The sequence below is a fragment of the Bdellovibrio sp. BIS2 genome, assembly GCF_055398295.1.
Map to the genome: position 1 here is coordinate 1,010,825 of NZ_AP035879.1, position 15,930 is coordinate 1,026,754.

A 15,930-nucleotide genomic window follows, 5' to 3' on the forward strand; every position below is an offset into this window, starting at 1 on the left:
CTGTCAGCGGGCCTTGTAAAAGTACAAGCTGGTTTTTTCGTTCCGCACGGTATTCTGGAAGGGCGAGGTGAATTATGAAAACAATTTGGCTGGCGGGGCTTGTGGTCGCAAGCCTGGTGGGTTGTTCCTCCAAAGACAAGCTGGATACTGAGCTTGAGGACGCGCAGCTTATGGGGCAGGAAACCGTCGGCAAGCGCGATGACAGCTATGTCGTGCAGGAAAAGAAGAATCTGATTCAGCACCTTCAGGAGGTGCAGACGGATGTCTATACGATGGAGGAAAACATCTATGGCAACCGTGATCTGGGAAACAAGGGCAAGTACGGCGTTCTGCGCGACTGTAAAATGGAGACCAGCCCGCAAGCCGGTGGCAAGGTCGACATGATTCCGAAAAACATCCTGACAGAAGAAGAAAACAAGCTCGCCCGGCAGACCGGGGTGGATGAATCCGGCACCCTGATCACCCTGCGGGAAGAGGACCTGAATAAGCGTCTGAAGCGCTTTGAAGGCTATAAAGCCTCTTATGAGAAGCAGGAAGAGTGGTTTGACAGTGAAATCCAAGCCTGCAGGCAGTCTCAGCGGGAATAGCTGTATTGAAATATATGCGACTTGAGGCCCTTTCGAGGGCCTTTTTTGCGTCCCAAGTTTACCTCAAATAACACAGGACCACGAAAACCTCGCTGGCGTGCGTAAAACCTTTGACTTCCGACCCCTTAGGTCGCTAAACCAGTGATTCGCCTTAAGAGCGAAGAAAGGTTACGGGTAGGATCCAAGAGGTCTTACTACGTGGGAGGTTTACAAAAAACGATATGACAAAACAATTGAACAAAGCCGCATTGGAGAAACAGAAAGTTCTTGCTTTCTTGGATGCTGAAGACGCAAAGGTTCCAGCAAATCCTGGCATTTTGAATGCGAAAGCTGACAAAGGTGGCGACTTCGACTCTCTATTCGAAGCTTCCATGAAAGAACAAGACTTCAAAGTCGGCGACGTTGTAACAGGTACTGTAGTTGAAGTTCAGTCTGACTACGTTCTTGTTGATATCAACTACAAGTCTGAAGGTTTGATCGCGATCAACGAATTCCGTATTGTTGACGGCGTACGCGATGTGAAAGCTGGAGACAAAGTAGAAGTTTTGATCGACCGTATCGAAAACGAAAACGGCATGATCGTTCTTTCCAAAGACAAAGCAGACATGCTTCGTGCTTGGACAGACATCTCTAAAGCAGCAGAAAACGAAGAAGTTATCGAAGGTACTGTTGTTGCTAAAGTTAAAGGCGGCTTGAGCGTTGATATCGGCGTTAAAGCATTCCTTCCAGGTTCTCAAATCGACCTGCGTCCGGTTCGCAACATGGACGTATACCTGGGCAAGAAGTTCAAATTCAAAGTTATCAAGTTCAACAAGAAACGTGGCAACATCGTTCTTTCCCGCCGCGCGCTTCTTGAAGAAGAACGTGACAGCTTGCGCTCTCAAACTCTTGACACTATGGCAGAAGGTTCTGTTGTTACTGGTGTTGTTAAAAACATCACTGACTACGGTGCGTTCATCGACCTTGGTGGCATGGACGGTTTGTTGCACATCACTGATATGTCTTGGGGCCGCGTAAAACATCCTTCTGAGATGTTGAACGTTGGTGACGAAATCCAAGTTAAAGTTCTTAAGTATGACAAAGAAAAAGAACGCGTATCTTTGGGCATGAAACAGCTTCACGCAGATCCTTGGGAATCCGTAAAAGCTTCTTACCCTCCAGGCACTAAACTGAAAGGCAAAGTTGTATCTTTGGCTGAGTACGGTGCATTCGTTGAGCTTGGTGAAGGCATTGAAGGTCTGATCCACGTTTCTGAAATGTCCTGGACTAAACGTGTAAAACACCCTTCTCAGATCGTGACTGTTGATCAAGAAGTTGAAGTAGTGGTTCTTGAAGTAGACACTGAAAACCGCCGCATCAGCTTGGGTATGAAACAACTTCAGGCCAACCCATGGGTTGAAATGAAAGAATCATACGCTCCAGGTACAATCATCGAAGGCGAAGTGAAATCCGTAACTGACTTCGGTATCTTCATCGGCATCGAAGAAGGCATCGACGGTTTGGTTCACATCTCTGACTTCTCTTGGACTAAACGTGTAAATCATCCAAATGAACTTTATGCTAAAGGCCAAAAAGTTCGCGCGGTTGTATTGGGCGTGGACATCGAGAACGAAAGATTCTCTTTGGGTATCAAACAACTTGAGTCTGACCCTTGGTCAAACATCGAGAACAAATACGCTATCGGCACTCAACACGATGTTAAAGTCACTAAAACAGCTGACTTCGGTGCATTCGTTGAACTTGAATCCGATATCGAAGGTTTGATCCACATTTCTGAACTGACTACTGAAAAAATCAACTCTGTTGAAGAATTCATCAAGCCAGGTCAGTCTGTAAAAGCTGAAGTTATCTCTATCGACAAAGACGCTCGTAAGATCGGCTTGTCTGCAAAACTTGTTAAACTTCGCGAAGCAAAAGCGGATGTTGACGATTACGTTAAAAAAGCGACTGCAACTTCCAAGTCCACTTTCGGTGACTTGTTTGCTGACCAGTTGAAAAACGTAAAAACTGACAAGCAATAGTCGTGAATAGGAGAAAGGTCGAGTCGTTGCAAAACGACGCGACTGGACCCTGACCCGGCATTGACTGACAAGTTTTAAAGAGGGACCCTAGTAGGGTCCCTTTTTTTATTTGGAAAGGGACCTATTTCAAACCGTTCGGGAGCGTTGGTATGAAGGGCAGCTTTTTCAAAAAACTGGTGATTATTTTTTTGGTGTTCGTAGGCCTGGGTGCCTTGTTGAAAATGAGCGGGGACTTCTTCGGAAGTGAAGACAAACGTGTCACTGCCAAAAACACCATTCTGCATCTGGAAATGAACGGCGTTATTCTTAACGGCAAGAAGTTCATTAAAAATCTTAAAAAGTACCGTGATGATGACAAGGTCAAAGCGATCCTGATCAGCATCAATTCTCCGGGCGGATCTGTGGGGCCTTCCCAGGAAATGTTCGCTGAAATCAAACGCGTTCGTGATGAAATCAAAAAGCCGGTTGTCTGTGTCAGCACAGGCGTGATGGCCAGTGGTGCCTACTATGCCGCCGTGGCCTGCGACAAGATCGTCGTGGCTCCAGGGGCGCTGGTGGGTTCCATCGGTGTGATCATGGAATTTGCGAATCTGGAAAAACTGTACGACTGGGCTAAGATTTCCCGTTATTCCATCACCTCGGGCAAATTCAAGGACTCGGGGGCTGAATATCGCCCGATGCGTGAAGATGAAAGATCCTTGTTCCAAAGCATGATCGACGAAGTCTATGCGCAGTTCAAAGGCACTGTGGCTGAAGAGCGCAAACTGAAAGAGGAAGTTGTGGCTGAATACGCCGATGGGCGCGTGTTCACTGGTGCCACCGCTGTGAAAGTGGGCTTTGCCGACAAAGTTGGTTACTATGACGACGCTGTGAAGCTGGCAGCGGAAATCGCCAAGCTGGGCGACAATTACGATGTCTTTGAAGTTCCAAAAAAGAAAGTCAGCATCTTTGACCTTGGTGGCGGTGACACGGAAGACGACCTGAACAGCATGGCGGAATTCGCCGATGTTCTGAAAGGCAAATCTTTCGGTGCGGATATGGAAGGTGCGATGAAATACATCCTGCGCGCGAAATATCTGAATCAGCCGTTGATGTTGATGCCGGGTTACTGGGAGTAATCCGTGAAGAATGTGGCTCTGTTTTTACTGACAGTGCTTAGTACGGCTTTGGCCGGGGCGAATCCTCAGGATCCGCGTCAGCCTCAAGCCTGGTTTGATGTCCGCTGGGAAGGTATTTACTATCTGACCGCGGATCTGGAGCCTGCACCGGGCGTGGTGTTTAAAACGGGCCAGAAATTTGAATTTGTCGGTATCACGGGCGGGGGCGGTTACGTTCCCGTCACTGTTTTTGAACTGAAACCTTTGGTCTGCGAGACGCCGCAGCTTGAAACAGAGCTGGTTTTGTTGAATCCTGCGGGTGGTAACAAAACTGAAATCGGCTTCGAGATGCGCAAGAATTGTGTGATGGTTTTCTTTGTTGAAAACCGTCTGGTAGGCACCTCCAGCTATTTCACTGACAGCACGGAGTAAGCATGGCAGCAGCCAAAAAGGCGCGCAAAAAAACATCCGCGAAAAAGACCCCTGCGAAAAGAAAAGCGCCCATCAAGGCCCCCGTGGCCGCTCATGGTAAAATTCAGATCGGCAAGGATGTCTGGCCGATGGAGCGTGATGTTTTGTTCCGTCCGGACCGCATGAAATACGTGCGTAAACTGATCAAACCCGACGGCTGTGTTTTTTGCCGGGCTTCAGAGGAAAAAGTCAGCTTTGAAACCCTGTGCGTGTTTAAATCCAAGCACTCGATGGTGGTTCTGAACAAGTTCCCTTATAACAGCGGGCACCTTTTGGTTTTGCCAAAACGCCATTGTGGGGATCTGTTAAAACTTTCTGATGAAGAATACCATGACCTGCAAAATGTCATTCGTCTGACGATGCAGGCCTTGAATGAGCTTTACCAGCCAGGGGGCATTAACGTGGGTTTGAACCACGGGGCGGTGGCCGGGGCGGGGATTCCTGAGCACTTGCACTATCATGTGATTCCCCGATGGACCGGGGACCTTAATTTCTTCCCGTTGATTGCTGAGACCAAGGTCTTGGTTGAAAGTCTTGAGCAGACCTACGAGAAGGTATGGAGTATTTTAAGAAAATATGAATAGAGGCGTGACTTTCCAAACAGCTCCCATGACTCCGGTGGTGAAGTGGCTGCTGATCATCAATGTGGCTATCTGGTTTGTTTTCCAAGTGATCCTGGAAGGTTTCCTGCGTGTTCCTTTCACGTCCATCTTTGGCCTGTTCCCGGGTAAGGTGTTGTTCGACTTCCATATCTGGCAGCCGTTCACATACATGTTCCTGCACTCCATGCAGGTGACCCACATTTTGTTTAATATGCTGATGCTGTGGTTCTTCGGAGCCGAGCTTGAGCAGCGCTGGGGTTCCAAGTTCTTCCTGATCTACTATCTGGTAGCCGGGGTGGGCGCGGCGATCCTGTACTGCCTGGGTGTGTGGGTTTATGCCCTGATCACGGGTTCTCAAACTGGTCTGATTGTGCCGGTGGTGGGGGCTTCGGGGGCGGTCTTCGGTCTTTTGCTGGCGCAGGGGATGATCTTCGGCGAGCGCATCGTGTACTTCTTTATGCTGTTCCCGATGAAGACCAAGTATTTCGTGGCTTTGATGGGTCTGGTGCAGTTGGCCTCCCTTATGACTTCCAGCGTCGCAGGTGGGGAAGTGGCTTATCTGGCTCACTTGGGCGGGATCGTGGCCGGCTTTATCTGCCTTAAAATGAAGGGCTGGTTTGACCGGAATGAATGGAAAAAGAAGGCCAAGAGCAAGGGCCGGAACCTGAGATTAGTTGTTAATAACGAAAAGAACGAAAAACCTCCGAAATACTGGAACTAACAAACGGCCCCCTTTACGGGGCCTTTTTTTTGGGCTATAAATGGGGGCTCGATTGCGAAAAGGGGATTTATGTCTTTGGCTCAAGCTAACAAAAATTTGAAGTATGACAAGCGTATGACTGAAAACAAGATCAACGCGGGTGAGATGACTAAAGAAGAATGGCAAAAGCACCTTGAGCAACTTCCAGATCTTTCTCACAACGTTGAGACGTTCACTATGGACGGCAAAAACACAAAAGACGACGACAACCACTAGGCTTCGTCACTTCTTGTGAAATCTAAAAAAGCACAGCCCTGGGGTTGTGCTTTTTGCGTTTCAGGGGTTCGTGGAACGTTATCCTGTCCTTTGCGGGTCTTTTGCTTGCACGAGTCTGTCTCCAGGTCACTAATAGTCTTATGAGACTGCTCTTTATTCTGATTGTTCTTTTATCAGCTCCACTCGTCCAAGCTTCCGAAAAGAGCTTTCAATGCCGGGGCGATTTTAAAAATTCGAATCTGATCTTTCGTTACTCTTTGGCCGTGGATGGGAAGAACGTGCGCAGCCGTCTGATGTTTTACCAGGCCGACCGCATGACCAAAGACTTCGGCTGGAAAAAGTATGTTTCGGCATCCGGAAAGATTGTGGTGGATTCTCCGTGGTCCCAATTTCGGGCCTATCTGGTGCCGGAGAAAAACATGGTGTATGAGCTTGTGCTGGTTCATCCGCAGAATGATGTGCAGGTTGATGATGTGCCTTTCAGTCGTTTTTACTGTGTGAACTGGGTCCCCGGGGTAGTTAGCCGCCGTAGTTCCCTAAACGAAAACGCATTGAAAGTGTACTGAGATTCGTTCGGATATTTCCCTGAAAAATTTGACGATTGCAGTGGAATGCCTTAGTTGTGTCCAAAATTTCAAAGGAGCAACTGATGAGAATTTTGAGCGCAATCGTGACTCTGTTGGCGGCTGTGTCCGTTCAGGCGAAAACTGACAAGTTGGTACTTTATTCCTCTTATGACGGCGAAAGACTTGCGCCAATCCTGCAACCATTCACTCAAGCCACGGGCATTGAAGTGGAAGTGGTGTTTGCATCCTCGACTGATCTTTTGAAACAACTTGAAACTGAAGGTTTGAACTCCCGCGCGGATCTTTATCTGGATAAAGACATCGTTTACATGGGTGAAGCCAACCGCAAAGGTTTCCTGCAGTCCTTCACATCCCAGGGTGTGACTGAAAAAGTTCCTTCTCATTTGATCTCTGACGACAAGAACTGGTTCCTGTTGTTCTATCGTGCACGCACGGTGATGTACAACACCCAGAAAGTGAATCCGGAAGATCTGAAAACCTATGCGGACCTGGGCGATCCTAAATGGAAAGGTCAGTTGTGCGTAAGAACCTCCAAAAACAGCTATAACGAAGCAATGGCTGCTTACTTCATCAAACACTTCGGTGAAATCCAGGCAACAGCGCTGCTTGAATCATGGGTGAAAAACTTTGCCGTAGAGCCTTTGAAAGGTGACCGTGACGTGATCGCGGCTATCGCCAACGGCACTTGCGCGATCGGTGTTGCCAACACGTACTATCTGGCGCCGATTGTTCGTGATGATGTGAATTATCCAGTGGGCGTTCGTTTCCTTGAGCAGGACAAAGTTGGTGCGCACATCAACGGTGTGGGTATCGGTATCACCAAGTCCTCCAAAAATACAGCGGCAGCCAATGCGTTCCTTGAATTCATGGTTTCCAAGCCGGTTCAGGAAGCGGTTGCTGGTGGTTTCAGTCAGTACCCTGCCAGCAAAGAAGCCGACATGGCGCCAATCCTGAAAGAGTTCGGTGGTTTTGCTGAAGACATGACCAACGTAAATGCGGTTTCTGAGCTTGTGCCAGCAGGCATCGAGCTGATGAAAAAAGCGGGTTACAAATAGTTTCAACTGATCGAAATAAAAAAAAGCCACCTGATAAGGGTGGCTTTTTTGTTTTTAGAACCGGCTATTGGGTTTTTTGGGAGGAAGCTGTCATGGAGTTTTCGCGAGCAATCGCGGCCGCCACTTCCTGCTGACTGAACGGAGCCCACTCTTCTCTGATGATTTTATAAGTGTCACCGGACTTGAGGGCATAGATTGTCTTCACACCATAATCGACGTGTTTGTCGGATTCATAGCGCTGCAGAGTTTTCACCAGCAACTGATCGTTGTGTTGAACGATGTACGGTTGGGACAGGTGAACTTTGATGTACTCGTATTTGGACTTCAGATTCTTTTTGTGGCTCATCCAGGACTTGTAATTGAAGCCTGGAGCCTTGAAGCCTTCGTCATAGAAGGTCTGGTATTTTTCAATGTCCTGATTTTCCCAGGCCTGTCTCCAGCTTTCCACGAAGCGGCTTAGATCCTGGCGGCGCTTGTCGTGTTCGGATTTGGAAACATAGTTCACGTGATCAAAAATCAAAATAGGTGTTTCACCCAGCTTGATATAGTCCGCAAGCTTCTTGATCACGTCGTTGCGAACAACGACACAGCCACGAGAGCCGCGGGTCAAAGGCACCGAGTCGGGAATCGCATGCAACCAGATTCCGGAACCGGTTTTGTTTTCGCGTTTGTCGAAAAGATTTGGATAGTTCGTCGTGAAGGCCAAAGCCCCGTAAAGACTGAACGGAATTTTTGGCTGGCTCAAACGCTCTTGCAGGAAGTAAATGCCTTCCGGAGTTTTATGATCATCACGTTTGGTTTTGTTGCCACCCATTTTGCCGATGTCAGCAGGGTACTCGGTGATTTTTTGAATCAATTCACCATTGCGCTCAAACACAGAAAGTTTGCGCTGCTCTTTATCCACCAGGAACACATAGCGGGAAAAGGCTTCGGTTTCAGAAATCTGAAGCAGGGAAGCAGGCAGCAGGTCTGTTTCAATTTGAGAAGACGGCGCGACAGCAGGGCCCGCCATAACCGGCAGACTCAACGCAAATAAAGCACAGCCCGTGAGCAATAGTCTCATAAATACTATTATGCCCGAATAGGGCTTAAACTTGTCAAGTGCCTGTCCTCGGGTGTCCAGAGGTTAAACGTTTTCCGTGTAATTAAAATGTAAATAAAGTGGCCTTTGATATTAAGACCTAAGCCTGTTTCACCGATAGTTTCAATGAACAGAGGGTTACAAATGGCTGAAGCACAAGAGACGTCTGCAAAACCAAAGAATACCGCCATGCTATTTCAGATTGTCTTCGCAGTCCTGAATTTGGCTGTGATGGGCGCGGGTGGTTACATGGTCTATGCCTCGACGATGGGATGGGAAAGTCCCAAAATCACCGAAGAAGATGCCGATCGCGAACTGGCCTCTGTTTCTGATGAAGCGGATCTGGCGCCTTTGGTTTATACCATGGATAAGTTCACGGTGAATCTGGGCGGCGAGCCCAAGCGCACCATCCGTCTGGAGATCAACCTGCAGATGCTGGGTAAAGAGGGTTTTGAAGAGGTGATGGAGCCGGAAAACCGCGCCAAAGCCCGTGACCGCATTGTCCGCCTGCTCAATGAAAAACCGTTTTCAGACCTCGACAGCATTCAGGGCAAGCTGTTCCTGAAAGACAAGATTGCCGGTGAAGTGAATGGTATTCTTCGTCGTGGTGTTGTGAAGGATGTTTTCTTCTCTGACTTCGTCGTTCAATAATCAGGTGCAATAGTTTGATTCCGTAGTTCCTGCGGCAATATCTGCCAAAAGTCTTAAAAGTCCTCAAGGTCGTTGTATTCATAGCCCCTCAGTTTCAAACTAGGGGCTATTGCATAACCAACGAAAGAAGCATCTATGAAACGGATTTCAACTTTGCTCCTGGGGCTGAGCCTGTCCCTGTCTGCTTACGCCGTGGACCCAACCCCTGCACCGAAAGCTCCGGAAAAAGACGTTATCGGAACCATTCAAGGATGGGCTCCGAAAAACGACATGAAGATTTCCCTGCCAGTGACAAAGTTCACGCTGGAAAACGGTCTGACAGTGCTTCTTTTGGAAGACCACGCCGTTCCGATGGTCAGCTATCACACCTGGTATCGCGTGGGTTCCCGCGATGAATCCCCGGGAGTGACGGGGGCCGCACACATGCTGGAACATATGATGTTTAAGGGTGCTAAGAAGTATGACGGTAAGTCCTTTGACCGTATCTTCCACGAAAATGGCATCACCAATAATGCATTCACCACCAATGACTACACGGGCTTTTATGAAAACCTGCCAAGCTCCAAGCTGGAGCTGGTCATGGACATGGAAGTGGATCGCATGAGTTCACTGCTGATCAGCCCGGAAGATCTGAAAAGCGAAAAAGAAGTCGTGAAAGAAGAACGCCGCTGGAGAGTCGACAACAATCCCATGGGCCTGCTGCGCGAGTTGATGATGGGAACGATCTTCAAAGTGCATCCTTATAAATGGCCGGTGATTGGCTATATGAAGGACATCGAGGCTTATGATTCTGAAAAGCTTCGCTACTTCTATAACACTTTCTATGTGCCGAACAATGCGGTGCTGGTGGTGGTAGGGGATTTCAACACCTCCAAAGTGAAAAGCCTGATTGAAAAATACTATGGCAAACTGCCGTCCCGTCCTTTGCCGGAAAGAAAATACCCTTCCGAACCTGCACAGAAAGTTCAGCAGAACGCAACTTTGCGCAAAGACGTTCAAAACACTTCGTTCGTGGTTGCTTTCAAGAGCCCGAAGCAGGGTCAGCCTGATATGTATGCTCTTGATTTGGCGGCCAACATTCTGGGCTATGGCACTTCCAGCCGTTTGCACAAGCGTCTGGTGTATCAGAAACAGGCCGCCACCTCAGCCTATGCCTATAACTATGCCATGCAGGATGAAGGTATGTTCGCGGTGGGTGTAAACCTGAAGCCGGGCCAGACCTCCCAAGAATCTTTAGATATCGTCTACAACGAAATCTGGAAATTGCGTAATCAGAAAGTTTCTGAAGCCGAGCTGGAAAAAGCCAAAACCCAGGTGATGAAGGATCTTGTGGATTCTTTGAAAACCATGGATGGCAAAGCGCGCGCCCTGGCCGTGAATGAGATTGTGACTGGCAGCTATGAAAGCCTGTTCACAGATCTGGAAAAATACCAGGCCGTGACAGCGGATGACATCAAACGAGTGGCCGACAAATACACTCAGCAAACACAGCGCTCGATCATCACCCTTGAACCCAAAGTGAAAAAGGAACAGTAGACATGAGAAATTTAGCCTTAGCTTTGACTTTGCCTTTGGTGTGCACTGCGGTTGTTTCCTGCTCTAGTCCCGGTAAAAAAACGGTCAGCAAGCCGCCATCTGACGGCTATGTGACCAAGGGGAATGGTTCTTTCAAACTTCAGCCCTACAAGGAAATCACACTTTCAAACGGTCTGAAGGTGTTCTTCATTCATGACAGTTCGTTGCCTCGGGTCAGTCTGACCCTGATGATGAAAACCGGCAGCATGCAGGAAGGGTCTCAGAAGCCAGGCCTGAATGCGCTGACAGCTTATTTGCTCGAGCAGGGAACACAAAGCCGTGATGCCCTGAAGCTGGCGGATGAATTTGGTCAGTTGGGCTCTTCGGTGGATGTTTCCCCTGGAGCGGACGTGACGACGGTGTATGCCGATTCATTGTCCTCCGGTGCTGACACTTTACTAAGTCTGTTTGCGGATGTCGCGATGAATCCGGCATTTAAAGATGCTGAAATCGGGCGTATGCGTTCGCAGATGCTGGCGGCATTGCAAAAGAAGATCGACAATCCTTCTTCGTTTGCCGATGAAAAAATGGATCAGTTTATTTTTGGCAGCCATCCCTATGGACGCGATACCAATGGCACTCCCGACGGTTTGCGTTCTATCAACAAGCAGGACATCATCAAGCATTATCTGACATTCTATCGTCCGAACAATGCCTCCTTGGCAGTGGTGGGAAGCTTCGATCTGGCTTTTGAAAACAGAATTCAGGAGGTCTTCGGCAAGTGGACCAAACGCACTATTCCGGAAGTGGCCGTGGATGCGCCGCCAGTAAATGAGTCCCTGCAGGTCAAACTTATTGTCAAAAAGGGTCTGCAGCAGACTCAGATTCGCATGGGGCAGTTGGGTATTGCCCGCAAAAATGACGATTTCCTGCGCCTGCGTCTGGCCAATGAGACTGTGGGTGGCAGCTTTGCCAGCCGCCTGAATCAGAAAGTGCGTGACGATCAGGGGCTGACTTATTCGATCTATTCCTACTTTGATGTGCGTAAAGAACGCGGCAGTTACGATGTGACGACGTTCACGAAAAATGAAACGGCGGCAAAGACCATGGAAGAGGCTCTGAAGGTGGTTTCTGACTTTGCCTCCAGTGGCGCCACCGAACAGGAAGTGGCAGCGGGTCGCAACCAGTTGATCGGGCAGTTCCCACGGGCCATTGAAACGGCCGACCGATTGGCTTACAACCTTCTGGCCTTGGACTTTTATGGCATTCCGGTGGATTACCTGACGGACTATAATAAAACAGTCGGGAACATCAAACCGAAGGATGCCAACGCCGCCTTCAAAAAAGCGGTGGAACCGGCGAAGTTCAAGGTTCTGGTCTATGGGGATGAAAAGATCATTCCACAGTTTGAAAAGTACAAGCCGACCATTGAGCGAATCAAATAAGACAGAACAAACAGTACAAATAAAAAACCCGCTCTGAAGACAGAGCGGGTTTTTTTGTTTTTAAGTCTTTAAGTGAACTCTTAGCGTTTTCTTTTGCGGGCTTTCAGGAAGATGTAAGCTCCCAGGGCTGCCAGCAGAACCGCTCCGCCCAGCAGCAGGGCTTTGTTGTTGCCTTTGCCGCCTTCTTCTTCACCCTGAAGCATGTCTGCCGGCATCGCAGAACTGATCGGAGCCCCCAGTGTTTCAGACCCCGGACGGATCGGACCCAGTTCTGGTTTGGCCAGAAGGTTTTTGGAGGCAATCACACGCAAGCTCATCACGGCTTTGAAGAAATCCTGGCTGTACTTGGTGTAGTACTGCTTGTGGGCACTGAAGGTGATCAGGATGGCAATTTTGTCTTTAATTGTTGCCAGATAACGGGTGAAGTAGTTCGGAACTTCGGAGCCCAGGTGAAGGGAGTCAATCCACGTCTGGTCATTGATTTGGACAGATTTGGATTTGTAGACGATCTTGGACTCGGCAGCACCGCCCCCTTTAAGAGCCACAGAGATCGGGGAGTTCAGGTGAGACTCATAAAGCGCAAAGGTGTCCGTAGGTCCCACTTCCTTCGCCGTCAGGATGATGATGGCCTCTTTGGCTTCCTTGGTTTGTTCGCTTCGGCAGACCCACTCGGTTTGCTCCAGGTTGCACTTCCAGGTTTCCGGCATTTCGAAAGCTATATAAGCATTACGAAAGACTTTTGCATGGGCGCTAAAACTGAGTAGAATAACGGCGAGTGATGCGAACAAACGTAACTTCATGCAGACCTCGGCTGGTTGACCATTGGTACTCCGGCTTTGCCGGAATAGGCGTTTGAAGTTCAAGTATAATAACAATTTCCTCTCGGATCAAAGAGCAAAAGGGAGATTTTCTTGTGAAGAACCTTTATCAGCTGACCACCTTTGTGACTGTCATCAGCGAAGGGAGCATGACTGCTGCGGCAGATAAGCTCTATCTGACTCAACCTGCGGTGTCTCAGCAGATTCGCAATCTGGAGGAAGATCTAGGTGTGGAGCTCCTGGTAAGGGGCGTGCGCTCAATCAAGGCCACTCCTCAAGGGGAGGTGCTTTATGAGTATGCCAAGAAGATCATTCATTTGACCCAACAGGCTGAAATCGCGATTAAATCCATCGGTAATCAAATGAAGGGACAGTTGCGAATTGGGACACTGAACTCTTTGGGCTTGCACGTGATGAGTCCCATTGTGGGACGTCTGATGCGCCACAACCCGGAACTGACCCTGAAGATTGAGTACGATCGTGGGGAAGAGCTGATCAAGGGATACAAAAAAGGCCAGTACGACGTGCTGATTTTGCCGGATGTTCAAACCGAGTTTGCTTCCGAGCTTGAAAGCAGTGAGCAGCGTTTCTTGTTAAAAGAAGAAATGTGGCTGGTGGGTTCAAGCAAAGACGAAAAAATGCCCCAACAAATCATGGTGAAGGACATGGGATCTTTCCCGCTGGTGGATTTTACTGAAGAGTTCCCGGCTTTTTACAGTGAACTGCACGGCAAGATCCAGACCCAAGGGGCGAAGGTCAATTCGATCTTTGAATCATCGAACGTCGGAACTTTGAAGCGCGTGATCGAGGCGGGGTTGGGCTGGGGGTTCCTGCCGGCTCACTCCATCAAGAAACAGGTGCGTTCAGGCCGTTTGAATCGGGTGTACGTCAAAGACATGCACTATGAAATCGATCTGATGTTCTATTATAAGAAGAACTCGGACAGCCGTGCTTTGGTCGAGGTGTTCTATCAGACCTTGGCCCAGCAGGAAAAAGGCTGATCTAAGGTCCCATTAATATGTGAGCCCTTTTGACCGAAGAGATTCTCAGATCTTTTTTCGTCAGAAGGGACGTCCATGAAAAAAAGCTATTCAATTCAGGTGAAGCTGGCAGTGCCGATCATTCTTATCGCCTTGCTGGTGTTGGGAACGATGACATTCCTGATGGCTCGCAACAGTCATGACAATGCGGAAAAAGCCGCAACGGAAAAGACGGTGGCCATGGGAAGGGCGTATGCCACGGAAATGCGTTTGGAAGTGGAACGCGGCCTGGATATTTCCCGCAACGTGGCTCACATTCTTGAGTCCTTCAAAAAGCGCGGTAACACCGGCCGCTCCCAGGTCGCTGAAGCTTTGCGCGAGATTCTGGAAAAAAACAAATTCGTGATCGGTACATGGACGGGCTGGGAGCCGAATGCCTGGGATGGCAAGGACTCTGAATACGTGTCTGTGCAAGGCCACGATGAAACCGGTCGTTTTGTTCCGTACCTGAACTGGGAAAAGGGCAAGTCCTCATTGACGCCGCTGGTGGGTTACGCCAAGCAGGGTGAGGGTGACTATTATCTTGTGCCAAAACAGCGTTTGAAAGAAACCATGGTGGAGCCTTATCTGTACCCAATTGATGGGGTGCAGGTGTTGATGACTTCTGCGGTTGTGCCTATCGTGATTGATGGTAAATTCGTCGGCGTGGCGGGTGTGGATCTGCCGCTGAAGGACCTTCAGAAAAAAGCGGCGGGCATCAAGCCGTTTGAAACTTCACAAGCCTTCCTGGTGACGGCCCATGGAAACTATGTATCCCATCCGGATGAAGCTTTGATCACCAAAGCGGCGGAATACCCGTTTGAAGCGGATAAATTCAAAGCGGCCATCAGTAAGGGTGAAGAACTGGTTATCACCGGCGTTGATCCAAAAGACAGCCTTGAATACCTGTATGTGGTGTCCCCAATGAACGTGGGCGCGACAGAAGAGCCTTGGGCATTGATCGTCAGAACTCCGACCAAAACTGTTTTGGCGGAAGCCAGTGCGGCGGTATGGACTCAGATCATCATTTCTTTGACCGGCATCTTTGTGCTGTTGGCGGCAGTGATGATGATTGCGCGCTATATCTCCAAGTCCGTCAGCGGTCTTGCTGAAAAATTGCAGAACTCCGGTGATCTGGTTTCTTCTGCGATCCATCAGTTGTCCATTGCAGGTCAGTCCCTTTCTGAATCTTCAAGTTCTTCCGCAGCTTCGTTGGAAGAAACGGTGGCAGCTTTGGAAGAAATGACTTCCATGGTGAAAATGAATTCAGACAATGCGAAACAGGCGGCGGCGCTTTCCGCGCAGTCTTCTGAAACGGCGGTTCAGGGTGAAAAAGAGATGGGCGAGTTGCTGTCTTCCATGAATGAGATTTCAGCATCGTCCAAACAAATCGAAGAAATCATCAACGTGATTGATGATATCGCCTTCCAGACAAACTTGCTGGCCCTGAATGCCTCGGTCGAGGCGGCACGTGCCGGTGAACATGGTAAAGGTTTTGCCGTGGTTGCGGAAGCGGTTCGTACTTTGGCGCAAAGATCTGCATCGGCGGCCAAAGACATCACGGGTCTGATCAAGGAATCCGTTGAAAAGATCGAGCGCGGCACACACAAATCCGCCAAATCCGGCGAAATGCTGAAGGCCATCGTGACGTCTGTGAAGAAGGTTTCTGATTTGAACAACGAGATTTCCATGGCCAGCGAAGAGCAGTCCACAGGTATTTCTCAGATTTCAAAAGCGATGAACCAACTGGATCAGTCGGTGCAGTCCAATGCGGCTTCTTCTGAAGAAATCGCGGGCACGGCTCAAGAGATCAATACTCAGGCAGCCATAATGAAGAATGTCGTTGATGAGCTGAACAATGTTGTGTACGGGGACAGAGGCGTTGAAGCACCTGTCGCCAAACTGACATCAGGGACAAGTTCGCACTCTGACATGGACGAAGAAGGCTGGAAAGCAGCTTAATTTGAAATGAATCTCTCCACTCGGGGGATGGATTCCTATAACT

General features: G+C 49.0%; 16 protein-coding genes. 14 read left to right on the forward strand and 2 right to left on the reverse strand.

Annotation, left to right across the window (positions count from 1 at the left end; translation table 11 throughout):
* Positions 1-74 precede the first annotated feature (74 nt).
* From ACZ520_RS04930 to ACZ520_RS04970, 9 genes are all read left to right on the forward strand, one after another.
* Complete coding sequence (locus ACZ520_RS04930; protein WP_088565943.1) at positions 75-587, forward strand: hypothetical protein; 513 nt, start codon at positions 75-77, stop codon at positions 585-587.
* A gap of 221 nt (positions 588-808) precedes the next feature.
* Entirely contained in the window at positions 809-2,608 is a 1,800-nt protein-coding gene (locus ACZ520_RS04935; RefSeq protein ID WP_198298014.1) for a 30S ribosomal protein S1, read from the forward strand.
* A gap of 149 nt (positions 2,609-2,757) precedes the next feature.
* A complete protein-coding gene (sppA, locus tag ACZ520_RS04940; RefSeq protein WP_088565942.1) occupies positions 2,758-3,726 on the forward strand; it encodes a signal peptide peptidase SppA in 969 nt (322 codons plus the stop codon).
* A gap of 3 nt (positions 3,727-3,729) precedes the next feature.
* Positions 3,730-4,137 (forward strand): hypothetical protein, encoded by a 408-nt coding sequence (locus ACZ520_RS04945; protein WP_374032295.1) that lies wholly within the window; start codon positions 3,730-3,732, stop codon positions 4,135-4,137.
* Between the two features lie 2 nt (positions 4,138-4,139).
* Entirely contained in the window at positions 4,140-4,760 is a 621-nt protein-coding gene (locus ACZ520_RS04950; RefSeq protein WP_088565940.1) for an HIT family protein, read from the forward strand.
* Positions 4,753-5,499: a rhomboid family intramembrane serine protease gene (locus ACZ520_RS04955; protein ID WP_232468671.1), complete on the forward strand. Its 747-nt coding sequence runs from the start codon at positions 4,753-4,755 to the stop codon at positions 5,497-5,499. The genes ACZ520_RS04950 and ACZ520_RS04955 overlap by 8 nt, the downstream gene beginning before the upstream one ends.
* Positions 5,500-5,568: 69 nt before the next feature.
* The gene (locus ACZ520_RS04960; protein ID WP_088565939.1) at positions 5,569-5,754 is read left to right on the forward strand and encodes a hypothetical protein; all 186 of its coding nucleotides are present in this window, start codon (positions 5,569-5,571) and stop codon (positions 5,752-5,754) included.
* Between the two features lie 140 nt (positions 5,755-5,894).
* Positions 5,895-6,320, forward strand: coding sequence for a hypothetical protein (locus ACZ520_RS04965; protein ID WP_464127677.1), 426 nt, complete (start codon positions 5,895-5,897; stop codon positions 6,318-6,320).
* Between the two features lie 83 nt (positions 6,321-6,403).
* Positions 6,404-7,396, forward strand: coding sequence for a Fe(3+) ABC transporter substrate-binding protein (locus ACZ520_RS04970; protein ID WP_088565937.1), 993 nt, complete (start codon positions 6,404-6,406; stop codon positions 7,394-7,396).
* A 64-nt stretch (positions 7,397-7,460) separates the two neighbouring features.
* On the opposite strand, the gene ACZ520_RS04975 is transcribed toward ACZ520_RS04970, so the two are convergent.
* A complete protein-coding gene (locus ACZ520_RS04975; protein WP_088565936.1) occupies positions 7,461-8,459 on the reverse strand; it encodes a L,D-transpeptidase family protein in 999 nt (332 codons plus the stop codon).
* 162 nt (positions 8,460-8,621) lie between these two features.
* On the opposite strand from ACZ520_RS04975, the gene ACZ520_RS04980 reads away from it, so the two are divergent.
* The 3 genes from ACZ520_RS04980 (at position 8,622) to ACZ520_RS04990 (ending at position 12,088) form a co-directional block, all read left to right on the forward strand.
* The gene (locus tag ACZ520_RS04980; protein WP_088565935.1) at positions 8,622-9,128 is read left to right on the forward strand and encodes a flagellar basal body-associated FliL family protein; all 507 of its coding nucleotides are present in this window, start codon (positions 8,622-8,624) and stop codon (positions 9,126-9,128) included.
* Positions 9,129-9,263: 135 nt separating this feature from the next.
* Entirely contained in the window at positions 9,264-10,664 is a 1,401-nt protein-coding gene (locus ACZ520_RS04985; protein WP_088565934.1) for a M16 family metallopeptidase, read from the forward strand.
* A gap of 2 nt (positions 10,665-10,666) precedes the next feature.
* Positions 10,667-12,088: a M16 family metallopeptidase gene (locus ACZ520_RS04990; RefSeq protein WP_464127678.1), complete on the forward strand. Its 1,422-nt coding sequence runs from the start codon at positions 10,667-10,669 to the stop codon at positions 12,086-12,088.
* 80 nt (positions 12,089-12,168) lie between these two features.
* On the opposite strand, the gene ACZ520_RS04995 is transcribed toward ACZ520_RS04990, so the two are convergent.
* On the reverse strand, positions 12,169-12,888 hold the full coding sequence (locus tag ACZ520_RS04995; RefSeq protein WP_374035147.1) for a hypothetical protein: 720 nt from the start codon (positions 12,886-12,888) through the stop codon (positions 12,169-12,171).
* A gap of 113 nt (positions 12,889-13,001) precedes the next feature.
* Between ACZ520_RS04995 and ACZ520_RS05000 the strand changes: the two genes are divergently transcribed.
* Together ACZ520_RS05000 and ACZ520_RS05005 are read left to right on the forward strand one after the other, a co-directional pair.
* Positions 13,002-13,907, forward strand: coding sequence for a LysR family transcriptional regulator (locus ACZ520_RS05000; protein ID WP_088565931.1), 906 nt, complete (start codon positions 13,002-13,004; stop codon positions 13,905-13,907).
* A gap of 75 nt (positions 13,908-13,982) precedes the next feature.
* Positions 13,983-15,887, forward strand: coding sequence for a methyl-accepting chemotaxis protein (locus ACZ520_RS05005; protein ID WP_374032300.1), 1,905 nt, complete (start codon positions 13,983-13,985; stop codon positions 15,885-15,887).
* Positions 15,888-15,930: the final 43 nt, after the last annotated feature.

Excerpts from the sequence above, each read along its gene's own strand:
- ACZ520_RS04950 (WP_088565940.1), top strand. The coding sequence starts at position 4,140 with ATGGCAGCAGCCAAAAAGGCGCGCAAAAAAACATCCGCGAAAAAGACC.
- ACZ520_RS04955 (WP_232468671.1), top strand. The coding sequence starts at position 4,753 with ATGAATAGAGGCGTGACTTTCCAAACAGCTCCCATGACTCCGGTGGTG.
- ACZ520_RS04975 (WP_088565936.1), bottom strand. The coding sequence starts at position 8,459 with ATGAGACTATTGCTCACGGGCTGTGCTTTATTTGCGTTGAGTCTGCCG.
- ACZ520_RS05005 (WP_374032300.1), top strand. The coding sequence starts at position 13,983 with ATGAAAAAAAGCTATTCAATTCAGGTGAAGCTGGCAGTGCCGATCATT.
- ACZ520_RS04985 (WP_088565934.1), top strand. The coding sequence starts at position 9,264 with ATGAAACGGATTTCAACTTTGCTCCTGGGGCTGAGCCTGTCCCTGTCT.
- ACZ520_RS04990 (WP_464127678.1), top strand. The coding sequence starts at position 10,667 with ATGAGAAATTTAGCCTTAGCTTTGACTTTGCCTTTGGTGTGCACTGCG.
- ACZ520_RS04965 (WP_464127677.1), top strand. The coding sequence starts at position 5,895 with ATGAGACTGCTCTTTATTCTGATTGTTCTTTTATCAGCTCCACTCGTC.
- ACZ520_RS04960 (WP_088565939.1), top strand. The coding sequence starts at position 5,569 with ATGTCTTTGGCTCAAGCTAACAAAAATTTGAAGTATGACAAGCGTATG.
- ACZ520_RS04930 (WP_088565943.1), top strand. The coding sequence starts at position 75 with ATGAAAACAATTTGGCTGGCGGGGCTTGTGGTCGCAAGCCTGGTGGGT.
- ACZ520_RS04995 (WP_374035147.1), bottom strand. The coding sequence starts at position 12,888 with ATGAAGTTACGTTTGTTCGCATCACTCGCCGTTATTCTACTCAGTTTT.
- ACZ520_RS04980 (WP_088565935.1), top strand. The coding sequence starts at position 8,622 with ATGGCTGAAGCACAAGAGACGTCTGCAAAACCAAAGAATACCGCCATG.
- sppA (WP_088565942.1), top strand. The coding sequence starts at position 2,758 with ATGAAGGGCAGCTTTTTCAAAAAACTGGTGATTATTTTTTTGGTGTTC.
- ACZ520_RS04970 (WP_088565937.1), top strand. The coding sequence starts at position 6,404 with ATGAGAATTTTGAGCGCAATCGTGACTCTGTTGGCGGCTGTGTCCGTT.
- ACZ520_RS04935 (WP_198298014.1), top strand. The coding sequence starts at position 809 with ATGACAAAACAATTGAACAAAGCCGCATTGGAGAAACAGAAAGTTCTT.